Source organism: Cohnella phaseoli (assembly GCF_003386235.1).
GTDB lineage: Bacteria > Bacillota > Bacilli > Paenibacillales > Paenibacillaceae > Cohnella > Cohnella phaseoli.
The window spans coordinates 53,034-74,270 of record NZ_QRDZ01000033.1 but is presented as its reverse complement, the minus strand read 5'-3'; the positions used below and the strand labels follow the sequence as shown (position 1 = coordinate 74,270).

Below are 21,237 nucleotides of genomic sequence, written 5' to 3'. Positions count from 1 at the left end.
ATTCATTTTCGATTATTCACTTCGACTTACGCGGCTTCGCCACTCAAAATATCTCTCAACTGCTTGCCGGACAGCGTTTCCTCGCTAATCAGATGGTTGAGAAGCAGCTTAAACGATGCTTTGCGGCGATCCAGCAGTTCTCTCGTCTTGTCTGTCAAACCGCCGAGAATAGCGGCGTTCTCCGCCGACCACTGTTCCTGCGTCAGCGCCTGCGGGTGAACGATGCCCAGTTCGGACATGCCGGATTCGATCATCGTCCTAACGATCGAAGTCGCTTGATCGAAGTCTCCCTTAGAGCCCGTGCTCCGACCGCCGTAAAAAATCTCTTCCGCGACGGCGCCGCCAAGCGCGATCATAATTTGTTCCTCAAGCACTGTCTTCGTATAGAGGTAGCTATCCTGGCGGGGATGATGACGCACGTAGCCTAGCGCTTGTCCGCGCGGCGTAAGAGACACTTGAGCAACGCTGTCCGGACGTACTGTCTCGGCGACGATCGCATGGCCCAACTCATGAATCGCCACCCGCTCCCGCTCCTCGCGCGTCGTCTCGCGATCCATCCGTTCGCCCATCATGACCTTGTCGATGGCCTGCGACAGATGCGCCATCGCAATTTGCTCCGCTTCCTCGCGCATGGCATAGATCGCCGCTTCATTCATGACGCTTTCCAGCTGCGCTCCGGAAAATCCGAACGTCTCCTCCGCCACCTTAACGAGCGAGGCATCGCCGGCCAGCGGCTTGTTGCGAGCGTGCAGCTTCAAAATGTGCTCTCTGCCGTTCTTATCCGGCATATCGACCTGAATATGGCGGTCGAAGCGGCCTGGGCGCAGCAGCGCCGGGTCAAGCAGCTCCTTGCGGTTCGTCGCCGCAATCAGCAGCACGCGCACCGTTTCGTCTCCCTGCACGCCGTCCATCTCCGTCAACAACTGGTTCAACGTCTGATCGTACTCGCGATGCTGGCCTCCGTCTCTTTTGCCGCCGATTCCGTCGATCTCATCGATAAAAATAATGGCGCTGGTGCGCTTCAATTTAACGGCCTGCTGGCGCGCCTCCTTGAATAGATCGCGAATTCGCCCGGCGCCCACGCCGACATACATCTCCACGAACTCGCTCCCGGACGCCGCTATGAATGCGGAGTGCGTGTACTGCGCCGCCGCTTTCGCCAGCAGCGTTTTCCCCGTCCCAGGGGGCCCTGTCAGCAAAATGCCTTTAAGCGGACGAATGCCGAGCTTCTTAATTTTGTCCTTGTAAACAAGAAAATCCAACGCTTCCTGCAGCTCCCGCTTCGGCTGGTCTTGTCCGCCGATATCGTCGAAGGTGAGAAATTCCGGTTTGCGAACGATCGTTTTCTTGCCTCCGGCCGCTCCCATCGCCATTCCGCGCGAACGGCTGAACAAATAAATCCCGCCGAACATGACGAGTCCCATCACCAGTATGGCTGGCGGCAATCCGACATACACTAGAAAAACAAGCGTGACGATCAGCGCTCCGACCGCCATTTCTTTTCCGTAATTTCCGATTTTACGCATTCGGCCACACCCCCAATGTCGCAGGCTGACGCGGAAGCACGACGAATTTCGCTCTGTCTCCGTCCTTTAACGAAACGTAAACGTTGCTCTCGTCGATATCCGTTGTCGCCTCTACGTTTGGAAACTGCTCCGACAGCTTCGTCATCGCTTCGCGAATGCTCGAATATTTGCGGTTCTCCATCGCCTCGGCGACATCGAACAAAGAATAGCTCCATGCCTTGTCCAGCAGCTCGCTGCCGGGAGCCGTCACCTGCAGCTCCAGTTGGCGGCTGCCGATCTGCTGAGCTCCGTTCTTCTTAATCGTACGGTACACTTCGCCCAAGTCGGCGTCGGAATCCAGTTCGACGCTGACTTTTACGAGCGTCCCGGTCGTTTCGATATTTGCGGCCTCCACGCCGGGAATCGATGCCGCCGCTCTATCAAGCGGCTTCTCAATGCCGTAATGGCGATAGGCAAACCATCCTCCGAACAATAGAACTGCGGTCAACGCCGCGGTTATCGCTATCGGTACGATTTTCAGCTTATTCATTAGCCGATCCCCTCCATCATTAAACTTGACTGCGCCGTCGGCGACGATCGGGACTGGTCAGTTTTGGTCAAACGAGAGTTATTAAAAAATGTGCCCATTGCATGCCGAAAGGGAGCTGCTCTGATTGAATTAGGTCGTCTCTTTGACGCAACTCCGTTCAATCTATATCGCAAGTACATCACATAGTATATCAGGAAATGATAGACGAATCGTTAGACGATGACTGGGAATCCAACAAAAAAACGCCTTATCGGCGTTTTTTAAAGGTTCGACAATACATAAGTACGAATGAGCGATCCATCCTCGAACGAATAGAAATCGAGAGACTGAAGTCGCTCGTCGCCTTCGTTCCGATAGCGAATTTCCCACGCCGGCTGACCGTTGAACCAAGCGGGCATAATGCGGATCGGCTTGCCCGTATGAGCTGCTGCGAATTTGGCGAGCATCTGCTCCTCGGTGAGGTTTTCGCTCGCTTTTTTCCGTACGATTTCGTTCTCCAGCTCGAATACGGTCCAGCGCTCGCCGCCGGCATCCTCTCCCGTCACGATCCACACATTCCCTTGCCACGTATGGCGCACAGCCTCGAACACGTTGACGAGCTCGCCCTGAGCTTTGCCGATCCGGATTGCCTCGTTTTCCGCGCGGCGATAGTCCGAATCAGCGGAACGTACGTAAAGCACGAACGAGACGATAAGGAACAGAATAAATCCGCTTATAATGAACAGCCATCTGCCAAGCGTAAAGGAAGGCAGCACCCGCTTGCCTTCGCTTCGGCTCATATTCATGCGCGCAGCCTCCGGTAGCAGAGCTCTGCTTCGGCCATAATTTTCTCCTCGTCAAGCGTCGTCAGCTGACGGTCGCGAAGCAGCTGCTTCCCGTCAACCCATACGTGCACGACATCCGAGCCTCTGCCCGAGTAGACGAGATGAGATACGTAATCCGTACGAGGCACGAAGTGCGCTTGCGCGATATTGACGGCGATGATGTCCGCCTTGAGACCGACCTTGAGTTGGCCTACAGCGCCTTCCAGACCTAGCGAGCGCGCCCCGTACAACGTCGCCATGCGCAGCGCCTCCACGGCCGGGACAACGGTCGGATCGCCGCTCACGCCTTTATGCAGCAGCGCGGCGGTCGTCATCTCCTGGAACAGGTCAAGATTGTTATTGCTGGCCGCGCCGTCCGTTCCGAGCGATACGGTCACGCCCGCCTTGAGCAGATCGGGCACCCGGGCTACTCCGCTAGCCAGCTTCAGATTGCTGATCGGGTTATGCGATACGGCAACCTTGCGCTCGGCCAGCAAAGCGATTTCTTCATCGTTCAGGTGAACTGCGTGAGCAACGAGAGTCGGCCGGCTGAACATGCCGAGACGATCAAGATGCTCGACCGGACGGCAGCCATAGTCGCGCACGTTCTGCTCCACCTCGGCCAGCGTTTCGGACATGTGCGTGTGCATCGGCAAATCCAACTCGTGCGCCGCCTCGACGAATTTCAAAATATAATCTGGAGGGCAGGTGTATGGAGCGTGCGGCGAAATCATAACGTTGATCCGTCCGTTCGCCTGGCCGTGCCACTCCCTCGCAAAACGGATCGCGTCCTCCAGCTTTGCCTTCTGTACGTCTTCCGGACAAAGGCCGATTACGCCGCGCGTCAGGCTGGCCCTCAAACCGGACGTCTCCGTCACTTCGGCCACGCGCTGCATATGGTCGTACATATCGACGAACGTCGTCGTGCCGCTCTTGATCATCTCTACTGCGGCCAGCGCCGAGCCCCAGTACACGTCGTCTCCGGTAAATTTGGCCTCGGTCGGCCACATATGATTTTGCAGCCAATCCTGAAGCACGAGATCGTCGGCCATTCCGCGCAACAGCGACATCGCCGCATGTCCGTGGGTGTTAATAAGACCCGGCATAAACAGCAGTCCGCTGCCGTCCAATATCTCGGTCGCCGACTCGCTCTCCCGCTGCGGAACTTCGCCTTCCCCCATAGCTGCGATTTGGCCGTTCTCTACGGCCAGCCAACCTTGAAACACGGAAAATTGTTCATCAATCGTTACGAATGTCCCTTGCTTGATCAGCAGCCGCGTCATTGCTCCGCATCCCCTTCCTCTTGTTCCTCGTTTTGATCGTCCATGTAGTAGGCCAAACTGAGCAGCTCGGCGGTAAAGTCGGCGTTATGGATGCGTACGCCGGGAGCGGCCTTCAGGACGACAGGGGCGAAGTTAAGCAAGCCGCGTATGCCTGCCGAGACGAACCGGTCGGCGACGTTCTGCGCTTCGCCTGCCGGCACGGTAATAATGCCGACCGCAATATCCAGCTTGCGCACCGTCTCAGCCAGCTCCTGCATCGGTTGCACCTGAAGGTGGTTGATTGAAGTTCCCGCCTTGCTCATGTCCGCATCGAATACGGCCACGATTTTCATATTGTCTTTAATATACATATTATAGTTGCACAAAGCTCGCCCCAGGTTACCCGTACCGACCAAAGCCACGTTCATCGTTTTGTCCAATTTCAATATTTGTCGAATCTTCTCGATCAGATAATCGACGTTATAGCCGACGCCTTTACGCCCGAACTCTCCGAAATAGGCCAAGTCCTTGCGGATTTGCGCCGGATTGAGGTCTAGCTTTTCTCCTAAGTCCTGCGAGGATACGGTCTGAATGTTGCTGAGGCTCAACTCGTTCAGGTAACGCAAATAGATCGGCAGTCTTCTAACGACGGCTTCGGATATTTTAATCGGCTTCATCGCATGTCCCCTCTCTCTTGCCCCGTGGCGAGCGTGTTAAGTTCGCCGTCTTGCGGCTGCAGCCATTGCCGAATGCGCGAAGTCATGCCGGCCAGCGGCAAATGCTCCATCTTCGGACCCGGCAGCGAGTACAGAAAGTACTTCCCGTAGTTCGTATCGATCACTCTCGTATCGTACAAAATGACGATCCCTTTGTCGCTCGCCGTGCGAACAAGACGTCCGAATCCCTGCTTGAACTTGATGACCGCCTGCGGCAGCGACAGCTTCATGAACGGATTCTGATTCTCGGCTTGCAGCTTCTCCGACTTAGCTTCCGCTACCGGGTGGTTCGGCGGCTGAAACGGCAATCTGACAATCGCCAGGCAGGTGAGCGCATCGCCCGGCAAATCGATGCCTTCCCAGAAGCTGCTGGTGCCGAGCAGTACCGAAGCCGGCCGCTTCATGAACTGCTGCGTCAGCCTCGTTCTGCTGCCGTCGTCCACCCCTTGGCCAAGCACCTGGATGCCGGCTTGCTCCAGGCTGTCTTTAAGCGGGCCGTACACATGCCTTAGCATCCGGTAAGAAGTGAACAGAACAAGCATTCTCCCGCCTACCGTCAAGGCGGTCTCGTGCAGCGAAGCGATCAGCGCGCTCACGAAGGCCGCCTCTCCGTCTCTTCCCTTGATGCCCGGGAAATCGCGCGGAATGAGCACAAGCGCCTGTTCACGATAACGGAACGGAGACGGCAGCATCGCCGTTTTGAGTCGCCCGTTTTTCTCCGCATCGCTCAACCCAAGCTGATCGGTCACGTACTTGAAGGATTTGTCGATGGTCAGCGTCGCCGACGTCATGACGACGCTCGCTTTTTTATCGAACATCCCTTCTTTCAGCAGCTCGCTAACGTCCGCAGGAGCCCCGTAGATCCCGACGGAACGATTGCGATACTGCGTATGCCCTTCCGCCCAATAGACGAACTCGGGGCGTCCTAGCGTTACGAACGACTGCGTGTCCGCCCGAATGTTGGATAGGTCTTTTAATACGCCCCCCAGATCTGTGAGCAGGCCCTGCATCCCGAGCTCGTCCGACTCCTCGCGAATTTCGACCGTTAACTTCTCAAGCGGACGAATCAGGTCCGACAACAGCTGAATGACGTTGTTGCCGTCCACGCTGAGCCCGTCCCATTGGGTCGGCAAATCGGCCGGCTTGATTCGCATCGTTAAACTGCCGGTTTCATCGGCCGCCGCGTTGGAAGCAAGCATCGCGAACACCGCCTCCATCCAACGCTCCCAAGCATCGCGAATTTCCTGCACTTTGGGAATTAGCAGCTCAAGCTTCTCGGCCCAAGCTCCGGCATAATCCGAAGCCAGCCCGGAAACGGTTCCGATCAGTTGCGGCAATAACCCTGTACGGGCATCCTTCCACATTCGCTGCAGCGGAATGATCAAGGAGGAATACGAGGTTTTCTGCCCCAGATGGCTGCTGGCTACCTCCTCCAGGTGATGCGCCTCGTCTACGATCAGCCGATCGTAGGCCGGGAGCAGGCGATGCTCGGCGCGCATGTCGGTGAACAGCAAGGCATGGTTCGTAATGATTAGATCGGCTTTGCCCGCTTCGTTCCTAGCTCGATGGTAGAAACATCGTTTAAACCACGGACAAGCCCGATTCAAGCACGATGCCGCATCGCTTGCGACGGCCGCCCACTCTTCGCGGCCGCGCCCCCCGACGTTCAACTCCTCGGACTCGCCGCCAGTCGTCTCGCCAAGCCATACGGTCATGCCCGCTCGGGTGACCGCTTCCTCTTTGCCGAGCGCATGCTCGGGAATTTGCTGTCGACTCTCAAATTTTCTCAGACACAAATAGTTGCTTCTGCCTTTGAATACCGCCGCCTTGAAGGGCATTGGCAACACCTGCTGCAGGAGCGGCAAATCTCTTTCGCGCAGCTGCTCCTGTAACTGGATCGTATGGGTACTGACGACGATTTTTTTGTCCTCTTTCCGCCCATAATAGAGGGCAGGAAGCAAATAACCGAGCGACTTGCCGGTACCGGTTCCGGCTTCGACGAGCAAATGAGCGTCATCCTGGAGCGCCCCATGCACCTCTTGAAACATAATGTCTTGGCCTTCGCGGGATTCGTAACCGGGAAAAATCGTCTGCAAGTTGTTCCGCACCGCTTCCAAATAGCGATCGAAGTCCATGCTTTGCCATTCGAGGGAACCGATAAGCTCATCTTCGCGAGAGGAAGGCTGATCGTCGCTCCAATCGCCGACGTTCATGGCGAACTGACGGAAATGATGAACCCCGTTTTCGGGTAACGGCGGCCGATTCTCCCGCCAAGCAAGGGCGTCGGCAATCAACCACCCGAGGTCGTTCTGGTCGCGATCAAACATCGCTGCCAGCCTTTGCAACGTAAACATCGGCAGCGTTCTCAGCTTGTCGCGACACAGCAGGAACAGCTCGGCGGTAGCGACTGCGTCGCTGTCGGCCTGATGCGGGCGTTCGTGGGCGATGCCAAGCGCCTGCGTAAGCGCCCCCAAAGAGAACGAGGGCTGCGTCGGAAACGCAATTCTGGCCAGATCGACCGTATCGATCATCCGCCCGGCAAACGGCAAATAGCCGCTCTTATCGAGGGCGGCCTGCAAAAAGTGAGCGTCGAAGCCTACGTTATGTCCAACAAGCACGACATCCTGAAGCATTGGCACGATGTCGCTCAGCATATCCTCCAGTTCCGGCGCGTTCGCTACATCGGCGTCGACAATGCCAGTAAGCCGGGTAATTTCTTGGGGAATCGGTCTGGAAGGCCGCACGAAACTCGCATAGGTGGAACAAACGGTCCCCGCTTCGTCAATAAAAGCGAGTCCCGTCTGGATGATTTCATCTTTATCGGACGACATGCCCGTCGTTTCAAAATCGAGCACGGCAAATTTCATTACAGACTTCCTTTCCGTCACGCCTGCACGAGCGATTGCAGCTCCGCGCTGCCGAATTGCAATTGAATTTCGGTGTTGCCTTGGACGAGCGATTGCAAATTATGCTTCGGATCGGCAAAGCCGGGATCGGCTTCGAGCGACTTGCGAAAATACGTTTGAGCTTGATCGAGATGGGCGTACACCGCTTGGATGCATCCGAGCGCATTGTAGGCGATCGCCTGAAGCCGTTTCTCCTCGGCAATCGCCGCGATTAGCTGGAAATGACGCTGAGCTTCGCTCCAGTTTTTTAAATGCATTAGCGACATCGCCAGAAACAGCCTCGCGCACAGAAAATCCGGATAAACGGCAATCGTCTCCTCCAACTGCTCCGAAGAGTGTTTGAACATTTGCAGTTTGAAGTAACCTTGGCCTTTGACGAACGACCCAAGCGTTCGCTGCGGTTCTTGAACGGCAGGCTCGGGCTGCTGCTGCAGCTCGCGGAAGCAGCCCATTTTTTCCTCGAATTGCAGCCATAACTCAATAATATCATCACTTAGCGTTTTGAGCATGTCCCATTGTTGCCCACAGGCGATTTTTTCTTCGGACGAAGCTTGCGGATAACGTAAAATGAGATCGTCGAGCACATCGTTCATCGTTGCGAACCATTGCTGGATCATGTTCGTTCCCCCCCCTTGATCGCAAAGTGATACCGTACTGCTCATTCTGCGTTTCGGAGGGGTGTTTCATACGCATTACAAAACGGTCGAATGCGGCTCTTCCGCCAACAATTTGACGACTCGGTTTCCTTCGTCCATAATGGCGACCCGCGGCTTATGACGACGGGCTTCCTCGTCCGAGAACAGCCCATAATTGATAATAATAACCTGATCGCCCGGCTGGACGAGTCTGGCTGCAGCTCCATTGAGACAAATAACGCCGGAGCCGCGCGGGCCCGGAATAACGTAGGTTTCGAACCTTGCGCCATTGTTGTTGTTGACGATTTGCACCTTCTCATCGGGCAATATATCCACAAGCTCCATCAAATCCTGGTCGATCGTAACGCTGCCCACGTAGTTCAAATTGGCTTCAGTTACCGTCGCGCGATGGATTTTGGCTTTCATCATTTGGCGGAACATGTTTCAACACCTGCTTCCATGGGATTTAACAGCCGATTGTCAATTAAGCGGGTGTTTCCAAATCGAACGGCAAGAGCGACCAACATAAAACCGTCGATGCTTCGCAAAGGAACGTCCGCGTCCGGTGGCAGCAGGTCAGGATACGTCAACGCGTCGGCGTATTCGACGTTCGCCAGCGGCGAGCGCGCAATCTCCCGCTTCAGCAGCTCGGATAGCTCCGCTGCGCCGACGCCTTCCGCAATCCACTCCGGCACTTTGGCAAGGGCGAGCGAGAGCGACAGCGCCTGCTCCCTCTCCTGCGCGTTCAAATACACGTTGCGCGAGCTGAGCGCCAATCCGTCTTCTTCCCTTACGATCGGGCAAGGTACGATTTCCGTCGGAATATTCAAATCCTGCGCCATTCGCGTCACGACGGCGACCTGCTGGGCGTCCTTCAAGCCGAAGTACGCACGATCCGGCTGAACGATGTTTAGCAGCTTGGCGACGACCGTCGCCACCCCGTCGAAGTGACCGGGACGGCTTGCGCCGCACAAGCGCTCCGTCACTTCGGAGACCGTAACGGTCGTAACCCGGCTTTGCGGATACATCTCCTGCACCGACGGCAGGAATACGAGATCGACGCCGCAGGAAGCGGCAAGGGCGACATCCTTTTCCTCATCGCGCGGATATTTGTCCAAATCCTCGTTTGGTCCGAACTGAATCGGATTAACGAAAATGCTAAGCACGGTGAGACCGTTCTCCTGAGACGAGCGGCGCAGCAAGCTGGCATGACCCTCGTGCAGATAGCCCATCGTCGGCACGAAGCCTACGCTGGCCTCCCCGAGCGGCCTCGAATGACGAAAGGAAGCGATCTCCTTCCTAAGCTCGACAATAGTGCGAACGATTGTCGGTTTCATTTACGCTCTCCTCCGTACAGCTTTCCCATTTCGCTCTGGGCGGGATCGGCCGCCTTTTGCGAAGTAAAGGAGTGTTTCTCTTCCGGGAAAGCTCTCGTTTTCACTTCATTAACGTATTGCGCAATCGCCTCGCGGATCGTATCTCCGACGTTAGCGTAGCTTTTCACCATTTTCTTCTCCCGGATGCCCGAGCCGTAGCGCAGAAGATCGTGAAAGACGAGCACTTGCCCGTCGCAGCCGCGTCCGGCTCCGATTCCGATAGTCGGTATGCCGATCGCCTGCGAGATTTCAGCGGACAGCTCTTCGGTCATAAGCTCCAGCACGATGCCGAACGCTCCCGCCTGCTCCAACGCCCTGGCGTCGCTCAGCAGCTTCTCCGCTTCCGCCTCGCTTTTGCCCTGCACTTTGTAACCGCCGATTTGGTGGATCGATTGCGGCGTGAGTCCGAGATGGCCGAGTACCGGTATGCCTGCCGAAGTCAGCAGCCGGATTTCGTCCGCCAGCTCCGCCCCGCCTTCCATCTTAACGGCGTGAGCGCCGCCTTCCTGCATCAAACGCGCGGCGTTGCGCAGCGTCGCCTCCGGTCCCAGTCGATAAGTCGCAAACGGCAAATCCGTCACGACCATCGTACCAGGAGCGCCTCTAACGACTGCTCGCGTATGGTAGATCATATCTTCAAGCTTGACGGGAACCGTCGTCTCGTAGCCCAGCACGACGTTGCCAAGCGAATCTCCAACAAGAATCATATCGACTTCCGCTTCTTCGGACAACACTGCCGAGGGGTAATCGTATGCCGTCACTACCGCGATCGGCTTCCCCTGGTTTTTCATCGCCTTTAATTTGGGCACGGTTAACGCTTGTTTCATGGAAGTTCCTCCTAGGAAGTTCAGACGGAGTAACAGCAAAAAAACCCATTTTGCCCATGAGCAAAAAAGGGTTCCCATTCAACATAGAACGTCCTTCACGTCCTTCTGTCTCGGTCCTTTCGGCTCAGAGCAGAATCCGCCGCGAATCTGTGACGGTATAGAGTTACTATCGCTGCTTACATTCCGTTGTATACTTCCATTATTAGCAAGTGCGGTTCGCCGTTCATGCGATACCACCTCGCACAGCGATTATAACAGAACCCGCGTCTTTCGTCTACGACTGTTTTCCCACATTTCGCCAATGATCTAAGTGCCTGAGCCTACTTCTGCGGAATAGACGGTGCGCGTAGAGCCGTCCGGCAGCTCGACGCGAAGGCCGCCCATATCGTCCAGTCCGCGAGGCAAACCGACGACGGTTCCTTGGGGCGTGTATAGCTCCGTTTGCTTGCCAAGCGTGACCGAACGCGCCTCCCACAGCGTGCGAATCGGCGCGAAGCCTTGCTCGAGATACAGCTTGTACAGCTGCTCGAACTGCTCCAGCACGGCGGCGATCAGTTCGCTGCGATCTACTGTCGCTCCCGAAGCTATCTTTAGCGAGATCGCTTTGTCCATCAGCCCTTCGGGATAATCTTCGACATCCAGATTCGCAGAGATGCCAAGACCGACGACGACGTAGCTCAGACGCTCGTCCTCTGCCGCGGATTCGAGCAAAATGCCGCTGATCTTTTTGCCTCCGACGAGCAGATCGTTCGGCCATTTGATCCCGATCTCAAGCATCGGCAGTTGCTGCGCAATCGCCCTGCTCAAGGCGACGGCTGCCAGCAACGTCAGCTGCGGAGCGAGAGGCAGAGGAACAGGCGGCCTCAACAGCAGGCTCATCCAGATCCCTTTGCCGGCGGGAGACACCCAGCTTCTTCCCATGCGTCCTCGCCCGTTCGTCTGCTGCTCGGCGATGACTAGCGTGCCTTCCGGCGCTCCCTGTTCGGCCAGCTTACGCAACTCGTTCTGCGTCGAATCGGTCACGTCGAGCAGCGTCAAACGGCGGCCGAACGAAGTGGTCCGCAACTTCGGCAGCAGCTCTTGAAGCGTCAGACGCGAAGGCTTGGCGGTGAGACGGTAGCCAAGACGCGGAACCGCCTCGATCCGATAGCCTTCCGCCTCCAGCTTGCGAACCTGCTTCCAGACGGCCGTCCGGCTCACGTTCAGCTCCCGGCTGATCTCTTCGCCCGAGACGTATTGGCCTGCCCGCTCCTCAAGAAACCCCAGTAAGCTTATTTTGCTCATTTGCGTCCCTCCCGCTGTAAAGCTCTCATCTCTTTGGCCGCGGACAGAAGAACGAACTTCTCGTTGGGCAGCCGGCCCGAGGCCGTCTCTGCCAGCAAATGGCAAAGCGTCTCAGCGATCCATGGTCCGGGCGACTGTCCCAAATAGCCCGATAGCTCGTCTCCCTTCACGTCCAGCTCTGCTACGGAAGAAATCGTCATCTGATCCAGCCATGACCTTTCCTCGTCCCATGGAGCTTCACAAGCAGCTCGAATATCCAGCGCGTCCTCTGCAGCCGAACGGCCGAAATCGAGCACCGCTCCGATCCATGCCGCTCTCCGCTCGCCCTCTTCACAGCCGCCCAGGCGTTCGAAAATTCCGGCGACCGCCGCGACCCGGGCGGCTCTCTGTCCGCCGAGCCGCAGCGCGCGAAGCAGCGCCGACGCGTCCTCCGCTCCGATATACATGCCTGACAGCAGCGCCGCCCAACGCAAATCCGGGTCCGGCAGCGCAGGCAGGCACAGCAAATTTCCGAGCGTAGCCTCGTCGGTCGCCAGGGCGCCCCAAGGCTCCCATTGCGGAGGAGCGCCGTTTAGCCGATAGCGTTCCGCGGCCTGCGCGAACGCCTCCGGAAGCGGCTCCTTCACGTAAGCGAGCAGTCCGCTCTTGAACAAGTAATGCATCGCCTGTTCCGGTCCCGCTCCGGCCATCATTTTGTCCCATTCCGTCCCGATGCGCTCGACGGCGACCTGCTTCAGCCTGTCCCGCTGCTTCACGATGCCCTCCCAGACGTCCGGCAGCAGCTCAAAGCCAAATTCGGCGGCAAATCGAATCGCCCGCACCATGCGAAGCGCATCTTCCCCGAAGCGCTCCTCGGCAGCCCCCACGCAATCGACGACGCCGGCCCGCAGCGCATCCTGTCCGCCATAAGGGTCGATTAGCTCTCCGGCTGAGGAGAAGGCCATTGCGTTAAACGTAAAGTCGCGCCGTGCGAGATCCTCGTTCAACTCGCTGACGAACGCCACCTCATCGGGTCTCCGACCGTCCGAATAACCGGATTCCCGGCGAAACGTCGTTACCTCGAACGAATATCCGCCTTCCATCACCGTCACCGTACCGTGTTTAAGACCGGTCGGCAGCGTCCTTTCAAACAGTTCCGTCACTGCCTCCGGCTTAGCCGAAGTGGCGATGTCGATGTCGTTCAGAGGCCGTTCAAGCCATCTGTCCCTGACGCAGCCGCCGACCAAATAGGCCTGGTGTCCTGCGCTTTCCAGCGCCCGCACTACGGCTAGCCCGGCTTCCCACAGTTGGCTGTCTTGGTCTTCCATTCGCATTCCGTTCCTCACTTCCGGTCTTATACTTTGCAGGCAGGCACAGGAACATCCTGCTTGATTCCAAGCACCCGATAATAGATCGCTTCGTATTGCGCCGTAATCAGTTCGTTGCAGAATACATGGTGCGCCCGCTGCAGGCACGCCTCTCGGAAATCCGCGTACAGCTTCTCGTCCGTAAGCAGCTTTAATGCGTTCGCCGCCATATCGTCCGTGTCCCCGATCGGGGACAGGAACCCGGTGCGGCCGTGCTCCACCAGCTCGGGTATCCCTCCGGCCTGCGAGCCGATCGTCGGCACGCCGCAAGCCATCGCTTCGAGAGCGACAAGGCCGAAGCTTTCCTTCTCCGACGGAAGCAGCATCAAATCGGCGATAGAGATAACCTGCGCCACATCGTCCTGCTTACCCAGAAAGTGCACGCGATGGGACAGACCCATCGCTTGAATTTTCGTCTGAATGCGCGGCAGATCCGGCCCTTCTCCAACCAGTACAAGCTTCGCTTTCGTCGTTGCCTGCACTTTGGCGAAGATGTCGACGACGTCGGCCGTGCGTTTCACCGGCCGGAAATTGGAGATGTGCATGAGCACCTTCTCGTCCGGCTCCGCGTATTCTCTGCGCAGATCCCGGCACTCCCGCGGATAATAAATTCTTTTGTCCACGAAATTGTAGGTCAGATCGATCGGCTCTTGAATGTCCAGCAGCTCGCGCGTCTCGCGAATCAGATCGCGGCTGACCGCGGTGACGGCATCGCTCTGACGGATGCCGAGCCGGATAATGTCTTTGAGCGTTTCATCCTGGGCCAGTACGGTAATGTCCGTACCGTGAAGCGTCGTCACGACCTTCAAATCGTCTCCGGCCATCTGTTTGGCCAAAATCGCGCAGATCGCGTGCGGAACCGCATAATGCACGTGAAGCAGGTCGAGCTTCTGCAGCCTGGCTACCTGGTTCATCTTGCTCGCCAGCGACAGATCGTAGGGCGGGTACCGGAATACATAATAATCCGACACTTCGACCTCATGATAGAAAATGTTGCGATGGAATTTGCCGAGACGAAACGGCATGCTGTGCGTAATAAAGTGAATTTCGTGTCCTTTCTCGGCCAGCAGTTTGCCAAGCTCCGTCGCTACGACGCCGGAGCCCCCGAGAGAAGGATAGCAAGTAATTCCGATTTTGAGCGGTCGATTCATGTCGTTCCTCATGCCTCCCAGTTCGAACGCCAATTAACCGGCAGCGGATTCGGCGAATCCGGCGCTGCCGGTCGTCATTCCTTATTGTATTCCCCGATTCTTCGCTGCTAGAATCGTCCCAGCGCGATCGGTCCTTTGGCGATAAAGCCTTCTGCGAATTGCAGCTTGCGCGGTTGGCCAAGCAGCCTGTCCCGCGCGACGATATTGTCCAAGTAAGCGCCCGTAAGCGGCGTCTCCACCCAGTCCGCTTCGTTGCCTTCAGGCGTAAACTGCGAACGGTAGGCGCGCAAAGCGGCCATCTTCGTCTCTTGAACGTCGCTGATATCGATTAGCAGCTGCGGGGTGTGGGCATCGTTGATGAAGTAAAAATAAAGCTGGTCCACCGTCCAAGCCGGCAGCTCGGGCGCGTACTTGCGCAGCTTGGCATTGAACACCGCCTCCTCCGCCAAACGACTGCAAGCGATGTGATCGGGATGGCGATCGATAAAATACGGCGCAAACACAATTCTCGGCCGGTATTTGCGAATGCAAGCAACCATTGCGGCAAGCTGCTCGGAACTTCCCGAGAGACCGCGATCCGGCAGCCCCAGATTATCCCTTGCGGCAAGCCCGAGAATTTGACCGGCCTGCTCCGCCTCGCGTTGGCGCGTCTCGACGTTCCCGTTGGACGACATTTCGGCATAAGTCAAATCGACGATGCCGACGGACCGTCCCGCTTGCGCATGCTTGACAATCGTGCCCCCCATGCCGATCTCCGCGTCGTCCGGATGCGCGGCGAAGACGAGCATGTCCAATGTACCAGGTTGTACGGCATTCATACTCGGTCAGCCTTCCAGTCCCGGTTTGTATTTATGGACAAGCTCACGCCAAGCGAAATCCCCGCGCTCAAGCGCCTTGATCAGCAGCTCGCCCGTTGCGACGTTGGTCGCCACCGGAATGCCCTGCACGTCGCATAGCCGCAGCAATGCGATAATGTCCGGCTCATGGGGCTGCGCCATCAGCGGATCGCGGAAAAACAAAATCAGATCCATTTTATTCTCGGCGACAAGCGCTCCGATCTGCTGGTCCCCGCCAAGCGGACCGGACATAAACCGATGCACCTTCAAGGAGGTGTTTTCCATAATGCGCGTTCCCGTCGTCCCCGTTGCGTACAATCGATGATCCTTAAGCACGGATTCGTAGGCGATGGCGAAATTCACCATTTCGTCTTTTTTGCGGTCATGCGCGATAAGCGCAATGTCGATCATTGATTTCAGTCTCCTCTCCCTGAGGGGAATCGCTTTGTTGGCTGTAGTTGCTGCTATGTTGCTATTCGGGTTAATCCAGGAAATGCTCGAACCCGTATACCATTCCGGTTACGTTCATAATTTTTTTGATCGCCGTGTTCACTCCCGGCATATAGCCCGCACGGTCGTACGAATCGTGACGGATTTTCAGCGTTTGACCGAACGCCCCGAAGACGACCTCCTGCTGTGCAAACACGCCCGGAAGTCTCACGCTATGTATGCGAAATCCGTTGTAATAGCCGCCTCTGGCTCCTTCGATGACTTCTTCTTCGTCCGGATTGCCTTGACGCAGCTCCTGGCGCGCTTCCGATATCCACTCGGCCGTCTTGATCGACGTTCCGGAAGGCGCATCCAGCTTCTGATCTCCGTGATACTCGATAATTTCCACATGGGGAAAATATTTGGCGGCCATCGCCGAAAATTTCATCATCAGAATCGCGCCGATCGAGAAATTGGGCGCGATCAGGCCGCCGATCCCTTTGTCCTTGCATTGCTTGTCCAATTCCGCGATCTGCTCCGGCGTAAACCCCGTCGTTCCGATAACCGGACGAACCCCGTAAGCAAGCGCGGTTTCGGCATTCGGCATAGCGGATTTCGGGCCTGTGAAGTCTACAAGCACGTCGGGGCGGCTAGCTTTCAGTGCCTCCGCAAGCGATGACGATACGATAACGCCGGTATCGGGCTTGCCGGCGAGCGTCCCGGCGTCCACGGGCCCGGCAGACCTAGCGATTGCGGCGACAAGCTCCAGTTCGGGATCCTCCAGCACCATTTTGACGACTTCGCGTCCCATGCGGCCGCTTGCTCCTGCCACGGCTACTGTAATTTTCTGCGACATGAAGATCACCTGTCCCTTTTCAAATAATAGAGGTCGTTCAAAAAGGCCGATACTGATAAGGGAGATCGTTCAGCATATGAGTATCAGCCGTTATCCGTGTTCTTCTTCGTCCAGCGGTTCGCGTCGCGCGTATTGAATTTCTCCATCACCTTGCGATGCGCCTCCGTCATATCGATGCCGAGCGCGTTCGCGAAACAAATGACGAGGAATAAAATGTCGCCCAGCTCCAGCTCAATGGAATTATCGGCTTCGTCCTGTTTCTTCGGTTTTTCTCCGAACCGATGATTCACTTCCCGGGCAAGCTCGCCGACTTCCTCCGTCATGCGGGCCAGCATGGCAAGGGGCGAGAAGTAGCCTTCCTTAAACTGCGAAATATAAGCGTCCACCTCGCGTTGCATATCCGCCAGTGTGCGTTCCTGCAGCGTCAAATCGACAATCCGGGATTCTGCCATCTCCGAGTTTCCTTTCCTGATGGTTTCTATCCTATGTTATCGCAAGATGTAGGCGAAAACAAATGCAATTTTGCACGAATTTCCCGATAAATCGACTAGGAGCTGGCGCAAAACGACGACATGCTCTAAGAGGCTAACCGATGCGATCCTCGTTCGCTTGTCTCTCACATGACGGACAAAAGTAAAAAGCCGCTTCTGCGGCGGGAATCGGTACCGACTCCGCGTCTAATGAAGGGCTTTTCTCATCAACACCGCCGATGCTTTTGACAAACAACAATCGCGACTATGCCAGATTATTTCTTTCTGCGCCAGCGTCCGATGAGCTTCTCCGCGGCGTCCTGGCGCTCTTCGCGCCGCAGAGCGGACGGGCTGCCGCCGAAAGCTTCCTCATACTTGTATTTTCTCCAGCCCGCCCAAGTCAAAATCGTCACGATAAACGTGCCCATCATTGCCGACCACCCCCAAGAAGGAGGAACCGCGCCAAGCGGCGGAACGATCGTCTCGGAGGCTGCGCCTCCTTGCGGAAACAACTCGCGGAACGCTTCCCGAATCGACGGCAGCGTGCCCGCCACAAGCTCCGGCTTCGGCGAGTCCGCTTCATAGATGCGCGACGCGTAGCGAAGGACTGCATCGGCGCGCTCTATTTTCGAAGGCTCCGCACGAAGCAGCGCTGCCGTCCGAATGAGGCTATAATGCTGGGCAAGCTGCTCGTAGGCGATATGAACGGCAGCGGCGGCAGGTTGTTTTCCTGCTGTCTTATCCAGTTCCGCCGCCAGCTTGCCGATGTCTTCCTGTAGAACCGAGCGATAACGATGCCAGATCGGCTTGTCCGGATGCGCCAATGCATCTGCAGCCAGTCTTAAAGAAGCCGCTCCGCGCTTCCATTTGGCTTCGTCCGGCATGACAGCTGCGGCGACCCGCTTCATTTCCGCCACATCATGAGCCAGCGCGCGTACTCCCTCCGCCGAAGCGATTTCCTTCATCGGCAAGCCTCGAAGTTGGCTTTCGATATCGGCTAGCTGCTTCAAAGACATTTCAAGCTGACCCTTGTTAACGGAATCGTAGAGCCGCTCCGCCGAAGCCAGAAAGTTGTCGTAAGCTTGTCCGGGGACGGAAGCCGCCGGAGACTGCGGAGCGCTTTCCCGCGAGGCGGCGGCGTTTCCGGCCGTGAGCAGACCAAATGCGACGACTGCTCCCAGACAGATCGATCGAAAAGAAAACACGGACATCCCCTCCTATCCCAATGGATATGAAGGGATGTCCGCGATTAGAACGCCTTGTCCTTCCGTCGTTCGAACGGAAACTTGGCGAAGGCGGCTGCAAGTACGCTCAAAGCCGTCAACGCGAAGGTAAACATAGCGACATAAGGCACATCGTCGTCCAGTTGGGACGGCAAATACGGGTATACGTCGTAGGTATAATCAACCGTATCGTTCAAAAAGGTCCACGCCGCTGCCGCCAGCAGCGCCATGCCGCCGAAAGTAAAAAAGCGAGCATACAACAGCGCCATAATAGCCATAGCGGAATGACCGATTATGAGCATCCAATGCTCCCAGACCAAAACATCGCCCTGCGCTTGTCCGGCGAAAATAATCGCCGTCGCCCATATGCCGTACTTAACCGAAGTAACGACGCCCAGCGTCTCGACGATGCCGCGAATCGCGTTAATCCAAGCGTGACGCGACCGTTTGGGAGACACCCACAGCCAGAGCAATGCCAAAGCGAAAAACAGCGACGCCGTCGGACTGTCCGGCACGAACGGAAGCTGCCAATGCGGGTGTTCGTTCCAGGTTTCGATCAACTGCCCTTTATACCAATAATACCCGTAGACCGTGCCGGGAACGTAGATGATCATCGTCAGCCATAAAATCGCGGGATGAAGCAATACATTCCTGGACAGCAGCCACCTGATCCATACCATCGGCGCACGTCCTTTACGAAGTTGTTATAAAAAAACCTGACCGATGAAGGTCAGGTTTTGATAGCGTTCGAATTACTCCGCTTTTTGTTGCGCAAGCCATGTTGCGACTTGGTCGATTTGCTCGTCGGTCAGATCGCCTTTGAACGGAGGCATCATATCGCCTTTCCCGTTCGAAATAATATCGACGAGTTCCTCTTTGCTAAGCACGTCGCCGATGCCGCGAAGCGCCGGTCCGCCGCCGCCTTCTAGCTCTGCGCCGTGACATGCGATACATTGCGCTTGCGTCATGACTTCGGTGAAAGCCGGATCGTCCGCAGCGACCATCGCCGGAATCTTCTCTTTGCCCGGAATCCAGCGGCCTTTGCCGGCCTCGACCGATTCCTTGGCTTTGATTGCCCGTTCGATGTGCTCGGGAGTTTGTCCGTTCGCTTCCAGCTCGTGCGTGTAATGGTCCCAGGACACCCAAGTCAGATAAGAAACGGCAACCAGCGACACGAGCATCAGGGAAGATGCGATCGGACGGCGGTAGAAGCGACGCTCTTTGCCCGTATCCAGGAACGGAGCGAGCAGAAGGGCGATAAACGGAATGCCGGACAGACCGAGAATACCGAGTACGATATAGTCGCCCGAAGCGTACGGATATTTCAAGAGCTGATACAGGAACAGGAAGTACCAGTCCGGCATCGGAATAAACGCGCTGTTCAGCGGGTCCGCCGGGTAGCCGAGCGGAGCCGGATGCGCAATAACGAGCGTCAGGAAACCAACGAGTACGACAACGCCGACCATCCATTCTTTCAGCAGGAAGTTCGGGATGAAGGCCTCGGATTTGCCCGGGTATGACGTATAATCGGGCGGAGTCACGTTGGAATAGTCCCGTTTCCGAATCCGCGAATCGCCGATGAATACGACCTTCTCATTTGGATCATGTTTATGTGCCATCGCTAGTCACTCCCCTCTCTTACAGCGGCCCGGAAATGCCCTGTTTTCGAATCATAAAGAAGTGTCCGGCAAGCAATGCGAGCAGTGCGCCAGGAAGGAAGAACACGTGGATCGCGAAGAATCGGGTCAGCGTCTGAGCGCCGACGATCGTTCCACCGTTCATAAGCTCCTTAATGTACTCCCCTAAGAAAGGCACCGATCCGGCAATCTCCAGACCTACCTTCGTCGCATAGTAAGCTTTGTTGTCCCACGGAAGCAGGTAACCCGTGAAGCCAAGGCCCAGCATGACGAAGAAAATCAACATTCCGACAACCCAGTTCATCTCGCGAGGCGCCTTGTAGGAACCCGTGAAGAATACGCGCAGAGTATGTAGGAACATCATAACGATAACAAGACTTGCTCCCCAGTGGTGCATCCCGCGCACGATCGCGCCGAAGGCGACCTGATGCTGCAGATAGTCAACGCTGTAGTAGGCGTTGATAATGTCTGGGACGTAATACATCGTCAAGAACATCCCCGAGAGGATCTGGATGACGGTGATGAAGAACGTCAATCCGCCGAAACAATAAACGAACGCGGAGAAATGATGCGCCGGGTTAACGTGCTCAGGCACTTCATGGTCCGCGATGTCTCTCCACATCGGCGTAATATCAAGACGTTCGTCGATCCAGTTGTACATGTTTTTGAACATGGGACGAAACGCCCTCCTTCTATACGCGACTATTCGGAGTAATCGGTCCGAGATATACCCAGCCGTTTTCCGTTCTGACTTCATATTCGTCAAGCGGCTTAGGCGCTACTTTCAAATTCTTGCCGTCCTTCGTGTATAGCGCTCCGTGGCAAGGGCAGTGATACTCGTTCGGGGCTTCGGAGCCGCCCCAGCTCACCATGCAACCCAAGTGCTTACACACCGGGGACAGCGCGTAGATCTTGCCGTCGCTGCCTTTCGTAATCCAAGCCGCAAGCTTAGGATCGCTCTCGTACCAGCCGTCCACTTGATGAATCTTGAACTTCACCTCGGTCGGTTCGTTCGTCACTTTGCTTTCCTCGATAACTTTGACGAATCCGCCCGATTCCTTCTTCTGCAGGATAGGATCAACCGCAAAACGAATCATCGGTAATATGGCTCCGCCAGCCATAAATGCGCCCGCTCCGCCAAGCGTATACGAAAGAAATTGACGTCTCGACATCTCTTTGCGCTTGACTGGTTTGTGCGCGGTTTCTTGCTGCTTATTGTGGTCCATTTGTTCTACCCCCTTTGCCACACCAATCTCGCGTCCGATACGGACTTAACATTTTGTTCACAAGGACATAACTATAATAGCCCACGCGCTATAGAGCGTCAAGAATAGGCTCCCGTGTTTCCTTGCGCAAGCGGGAGGAACAGAACCAAAATGTTCTCAAATTGTCACATTTCCTCGCAAACCCGCGCCTTGCTATTGT

Annotated in this window: 22 protein-coding genes; all 22 read right to left on the bottom strand. The window is 56.3% G+C overall.

Features of this window, described 5'->3' with window-relative positions; all coding sequences use genetic code 11:
• Positions 1-26: 26 nt before the first annotated feature.
• The 22 genes from DFP98_RS30885 to DFP98_RS30780 all read right to left on the bottom strand — a co-directional run bounded on the left by DFP98_RS30885 (position 27) and on the right by DFP98_RS30780 (position 21,038).
• Complete coding sequence (locus DFP98_RS30885; RefSeq protein ID WP_116064525.1) at positions 27-1,517, bottom strand: AAA family ATPase; 1,491 nt, start codon at positions 1,515-1,517, stop codon at positions 27-29.
• 1 nt (position 1,518) lies between these two features.
• The gene (locus DFP98_RS30880) at positions 1,519-2,055 is read right to left on the bottom strand and encodes a hypothetical protein (protein ID WP_116064487.1); all 537 of its coding nucleotides are present in this window, start codon (positions 2,053-2,055) and stop codon (positions 1,519-1,521) included.
• A 260-nt stretch (positions 2,056-2,315) separates the two neighbouring features.
• Positions 2,316-2,840, bottom strand: coding sequence for a hypothetical protein (locus DFP98_RS30875; RefSeq protein ID WP_116064486.1), 525 nt, complete (start codon positions 2,838-2,840; stop codon positions 2,316-2,318).
• Positions 2,837-4,141, bottom strand: a complete 1,305-nt coding sequence (locus tag DFP98_RS30870) for an amidohydrolase (protein WP_116064485.1) — start codon at positions 4,139-4,141, stop codon at positions 2,837-2,839. The genes DFP98_RS30875 and DFP98_RS30870 overlap by 4 nt, the downstream gene beginning before the upstream one ends.
• Positions 4,138-4,797, bottom strand: a complete 660-nt coding sequence (locus DFP98_RS30865) for a redox-sensing transcriptional repressor Rex (RefSeq protein ID WP_116064484.1) — start codon at positions 4,795-4,797, stop codon at positions 4,138-4,140. Before DFP98_RS30865 ends, DFP98_RS30870 begins: the two co-directional genes overlap by 4 nt.
• Positions 4,794-7,703 carry an ATP-dependent DNA helicase DinG gene (gene dinG / locus DFP98_RS30860; protein WP_116064483.1) on the bottom strand — a complete coding sequence of 970 codons (2,910 nt, stop codon included), beginning with the start codon at positions 7,701-7,703 and terminating at the stop codon, positions 4,794-4,796. The genes DFP98_RS30865 and dinG overlap by 4 nt, the downstream gene beginning before the upstream one ends.
• 17 nt (positions 7,704-7,720) lie before the next feature.
• On the bottom strand, positions 7,721-8,359 hold the full coding sequence (locus DFP98_RS30855; protein ID WP_116064482.1) for a tetratricopeptide repeat protein: 639 nt from the start codon (positions 8,357-8,359) through the stop codon (positions 7,721-7,723).
• Positions 8,360-8,434: 75 nt separating this feature from the next.
• On the bottom strand, positions 8,435-8,818 hold the full coding sequence (gene panD, locus DFP98_RS30850; protein WP_116064481.1) for an aspartate 1-decarboxylase: 384 nt from the start codon (positions 8,816-8,818) through the stop codon (positions 8,435-8,437).
• On the bottom strand, positions 8,803-9,714 hold the full coding sequence (gene panC / locus DFP98_RS30845) for a pantoate--beta-alanine ligase (RefSeq protein WP_116064480.1): 912 nt from the start codon (positions 9,712-9,714) through the stop codon (positions 8,803-8,805). The genes panD and panC overlap by 16 nt, the downstream gene beginning before the upstream one ends.
• On the bottom strand, positions 9,711-10,580 hold the full coding sequence (gene panB, locus DFP98_RS30840; RefSeq protein ID WP_116064479.1) for a 3-methyl-2-oxobutanoate hydroxymethyltransferase: 870 nt from the start codon (positions 10,578-10,580) through the stop codon (positions 9,711-9,713). Before panB ends, panC begins: the two co-directional genes overlap by 4 nt.
• Positions 10,581-10,886: 306 nt before the next feature.
• The gene (locus tag DFP98_RS30835; RefSeq protein WP_116064478.1) at positions 10,887-11,864 is read right to left on the bottom strand and encodes a biotin--[acetyl-CoA-carboxylase] ligase; all 978 of its coding nucleotides are present in this window, start codon (positions 11,862-11,864) and stop codon (positions 10,887-10,889) included.
• Complete coding sequence (locus tag DFP98_RS30830) at positions 11,861-13,171, bottom strand: CCA tRNA nucleotidyltransferase (RefSeq protein ID WP_181918045.1); 1,311 nt, start codon at positions 13,169-13,171, stop codon at positions 11,861-11,863. Before DFP98_RS30830 ends, DFP98_RS30835 begins: the two co-directional genes overlap by 4 nt.
• 26 nt (positions 13,172-13,197) lie before the next feature.
• A complete protein-coding gene (bshA, locus tag DFP98_RS30825; RefSeq protein ID WP_116064476.1) occupies positions 13,198-14,361 on the bottom strand; it encodes an N-acetyl-alpha-D-glucosaminyl L-malate synthase BshA in 1,164 nt (387 codons plus the stop codon).
• A 107-nt stretch (positions 14,362-14,468) separates the two neighbouring features.
• Complete coding sequence (bshB1, locus tag DFP98_RS30820) at positions 14,469-15,179, bottom strand: bacillithiol biosynthesis deacetylase BshB1 (RefSeq protein WP_116064475.1); 711 nt, start codon at positions 15,177-15,179, stop codon at positions 14,469-14,471.
• Between the two features lie 6 nt (positions 15,180-15,185).
• On the bottom strand, positions 15,186-15,608 hold the full coding sequence (locus tag DFP98_RS30815; RefSeq protein ID WP_116064474.1) for a methylglyoxal synthase: 423 nt from the start codon (positions 15,606-15,608) through the stop codon (positions 15,186-15,188).
• A 70-nt stretch (positions 15,609-15,678) separates the two neighbouring features.
• Complete coding sequence (gene dapB, locus DFP98_RS30810; RefSeq protein WP_116064473.1) at positions 15,679-16,482, bottom strand: 4-hydroxy-tetrahydrodipicolinate reductase; 804 nt, start codon at positions 16,480-16,482, stop codon at positions 15,679-15,681.
• Positions 16,483-16,565: 83 nt separating this feature from the next.
• Complete coding sequence (locus tag DFP98_RS30805) at positions 16,566-16,934, bottom strand: nucleotide pyrophosphohydrolase (RefSeq protein ID WP_116064472.1); 369 nt, start codon at positions 16,932-16,934, stop codon at positions 16,566-16,568.
• 293 nt (positions 16,935-17,227) lie between these two features.
• Positions 17,228-18,157 carry a sporulation protein YpjB gene (locus DFP98_RS30800; protein ID WP_181918044.1) on the bottom strand — a complete coding sequence of 310 codons (930 nt, stop codon included), beginning with the start codon at positions 18,155-18,157 and terminating at the stop codon, positions 17,228-17,230.
• A gap of 44 nt (positions 18,158-18,201) precedes the next feature.
• Complete coding sequence (locus tag DFP98_RS30795) at positions 18,202-18,855, bottom strand: DUF1405 domain-containing protein (RefSeq protein ID WP_116064470.1); 654 nt, start codon at positions 18,853-18,855, stop codon at positions 18,202-18,204.
• Positions 18,856-18,927: 72 nt separating this feature from the next.
• Positions 18,928-19,794, bottom strand: coding sequence for a menaquinol-cytochrome c reductase cytochrome b/c subunit (locus tag DFP98_RS30790; RefSeq protein WP_116064469.1), 867 nt, complete (start codon positions 19,792-19,794; stop codon positions 18,928-18,930).
• A gap of 19 nt (positions 19,795-19,813) precedes the next feature.
• Positions 19,814-20,485 (bottom strand): menaquinol-cytochrome c reductase cytochrome b subunit, encoded by a 672-nt coding sequence (qcrB, locus tag DFP98_RS30785; protein WP_094042727.1) that lies wholly within the window; start codon positions 20,483-20,485, stop codon positions 19,814-19,816.
• A gap of 19 nt (positions 20,486-20,504) precedes the next feature.
• The gene (locus tag DFP98_RS30780; protein WP_116064468.1) at positions 20,505-21,038 is read right to left on the bottom strand and encodes a Rieske (2Fe-2S) protein; all 534 of its coding nucleotides are present in this window, start codon (positions 21,036-21,038) and stop codon (positions 20,505-20,507) included.
• Positions 21,039-21,237: the final 199 nt, after the last annotated feature.

Coding starts and splice junctions, on each gene's coding strand:
- DFP98_RS30880 (WP_116064487.1), bottom strand. CDS start 2,055: ATGAATAAGCTGAAAATCGTACCGATAGCGATAACCGCGGCGTTGACC.
- DFP98_RS30875 (WP_116064486.1), bottom strand. CDS start 2,840: ATGAATATGAGCCGAAGCGAAGGCAAGCGGGTGCTGCCTTCCTTTACG.
- DFP98_RS30870 (WP_116064485.1), bottom strand. CDS start 4,141: ATGACGCGGCTGCTGATCAAGCAAGGGACATTCGTAACGATTGATGAA.
- DFP98_RS30865 (WP_116064484.1), bottom strand. CDS start 4,797: ATGAAGCCGATTAAAATATCCGAAGCCGTCGTTAGAAGACTGCCGATC.
- dinG (WP_116064483.1), bottom strand. CDS start 7,703: ATGAAATTTGCCGTGCTCGATTTTGAAACGACGGGCATGTCGTCCGAT.
- DFP98_RS30855 (WP_116064482.1), bottom strand. CDS start 8,359: ATGATCCAGCAATGGTTCGCAACGATGAACGATGTGCTCGACGATCTC.
- panD (WP_116064481.1), bottom strand. CDS start 8,818: ATGTTCCGCCAAATGATGAAAGCCAAAATCCATCGCGCGACGGTAACT.
- panC (WP_116064480.1), bottom strand. CDS start 9,714: ATGAAACCGACAATCGTTCGCACTATTGTCGAGCTTAGGAAGGAGATC.
- panB (WP_116064479.1), bottom strand. CDS start 10,580: ATGAAACAAGCGTTAACCGTGCCCAAATTAAAGGCGATGAAAAACCAG.
- DFP98_RS30835 (WP_116064478.1), bottom strand. CDS start 11,864: ATGAGCAAAATAAGCTTACTGGGGTTTCTTGAGGAGCGGGCAGGCCAA.
- DFP98_RS30830 (WP_181918045.1), bottom strand. CDS start 13,171: ATGGAAGACCAAGACAGCCAACTGTGGGAAGCCGGGCTAGCCGTAGTG.
- bshA (WP_116064476.1), bottom strand. CDS start 14,361: ATGAATCGACCGCTCAAAATCGGAATTACTTGCTATCCTTCTCTCGGG.
- bshB1 (WP_116064475.1), bottom strand. CDS start 15,179: ATGAATGCCGTACAACCTGGTACATTGGACATGCTCGTCTTCGCCGCG.
- DFP98_RS30815 (WP_116064474.1), bottom strand. CDS start 15,608: ATGATCGACATTGCGCTTATCGCGCATGACCGCAAAAAAGACGAAATG.
- dapB (WP_116064473.1), bottom strand. CDS start 16,482: ATGTCGCAGAAAATTACAGTAGCCGTGGCAGGAGCAAGCGGCCGCATG.
- DFP98_RS30805 (WP_116064472.1), bottom strand. CDS start 16,934: ATGGCAGAATCCCGGATTGTCGATTTGACGCTGCAGGAACGCACACTG.
- DFP98_RS30795 (WP_116064470.1), bottom strand. CDS start 18,855: ATGGTATGGATCAGGTGGCTGCTGTCCAGGAATGTATTGCTTCATCCC.
- DFP98_RS30790 (WP_116064469.1), bottom strand. CDS start 19,794: ATGGCACATAAACATGATCCAAATGAGAAGGTCGTATTCATCGGCGAT.
- qcrB (WP_094042727.1), bottom strand. CDS start 20,485: ATGTTCAAAAACATGTACAACTGGATCGACGAACGTCTTGATATTACG.
- DFP98_RS30780 (WP_116064468.1), bottom strand. CDS start 21,038: ATGGACCACAATAAGCAGCAAGAAACCGCGCACAAACCAGTCAAGCGC.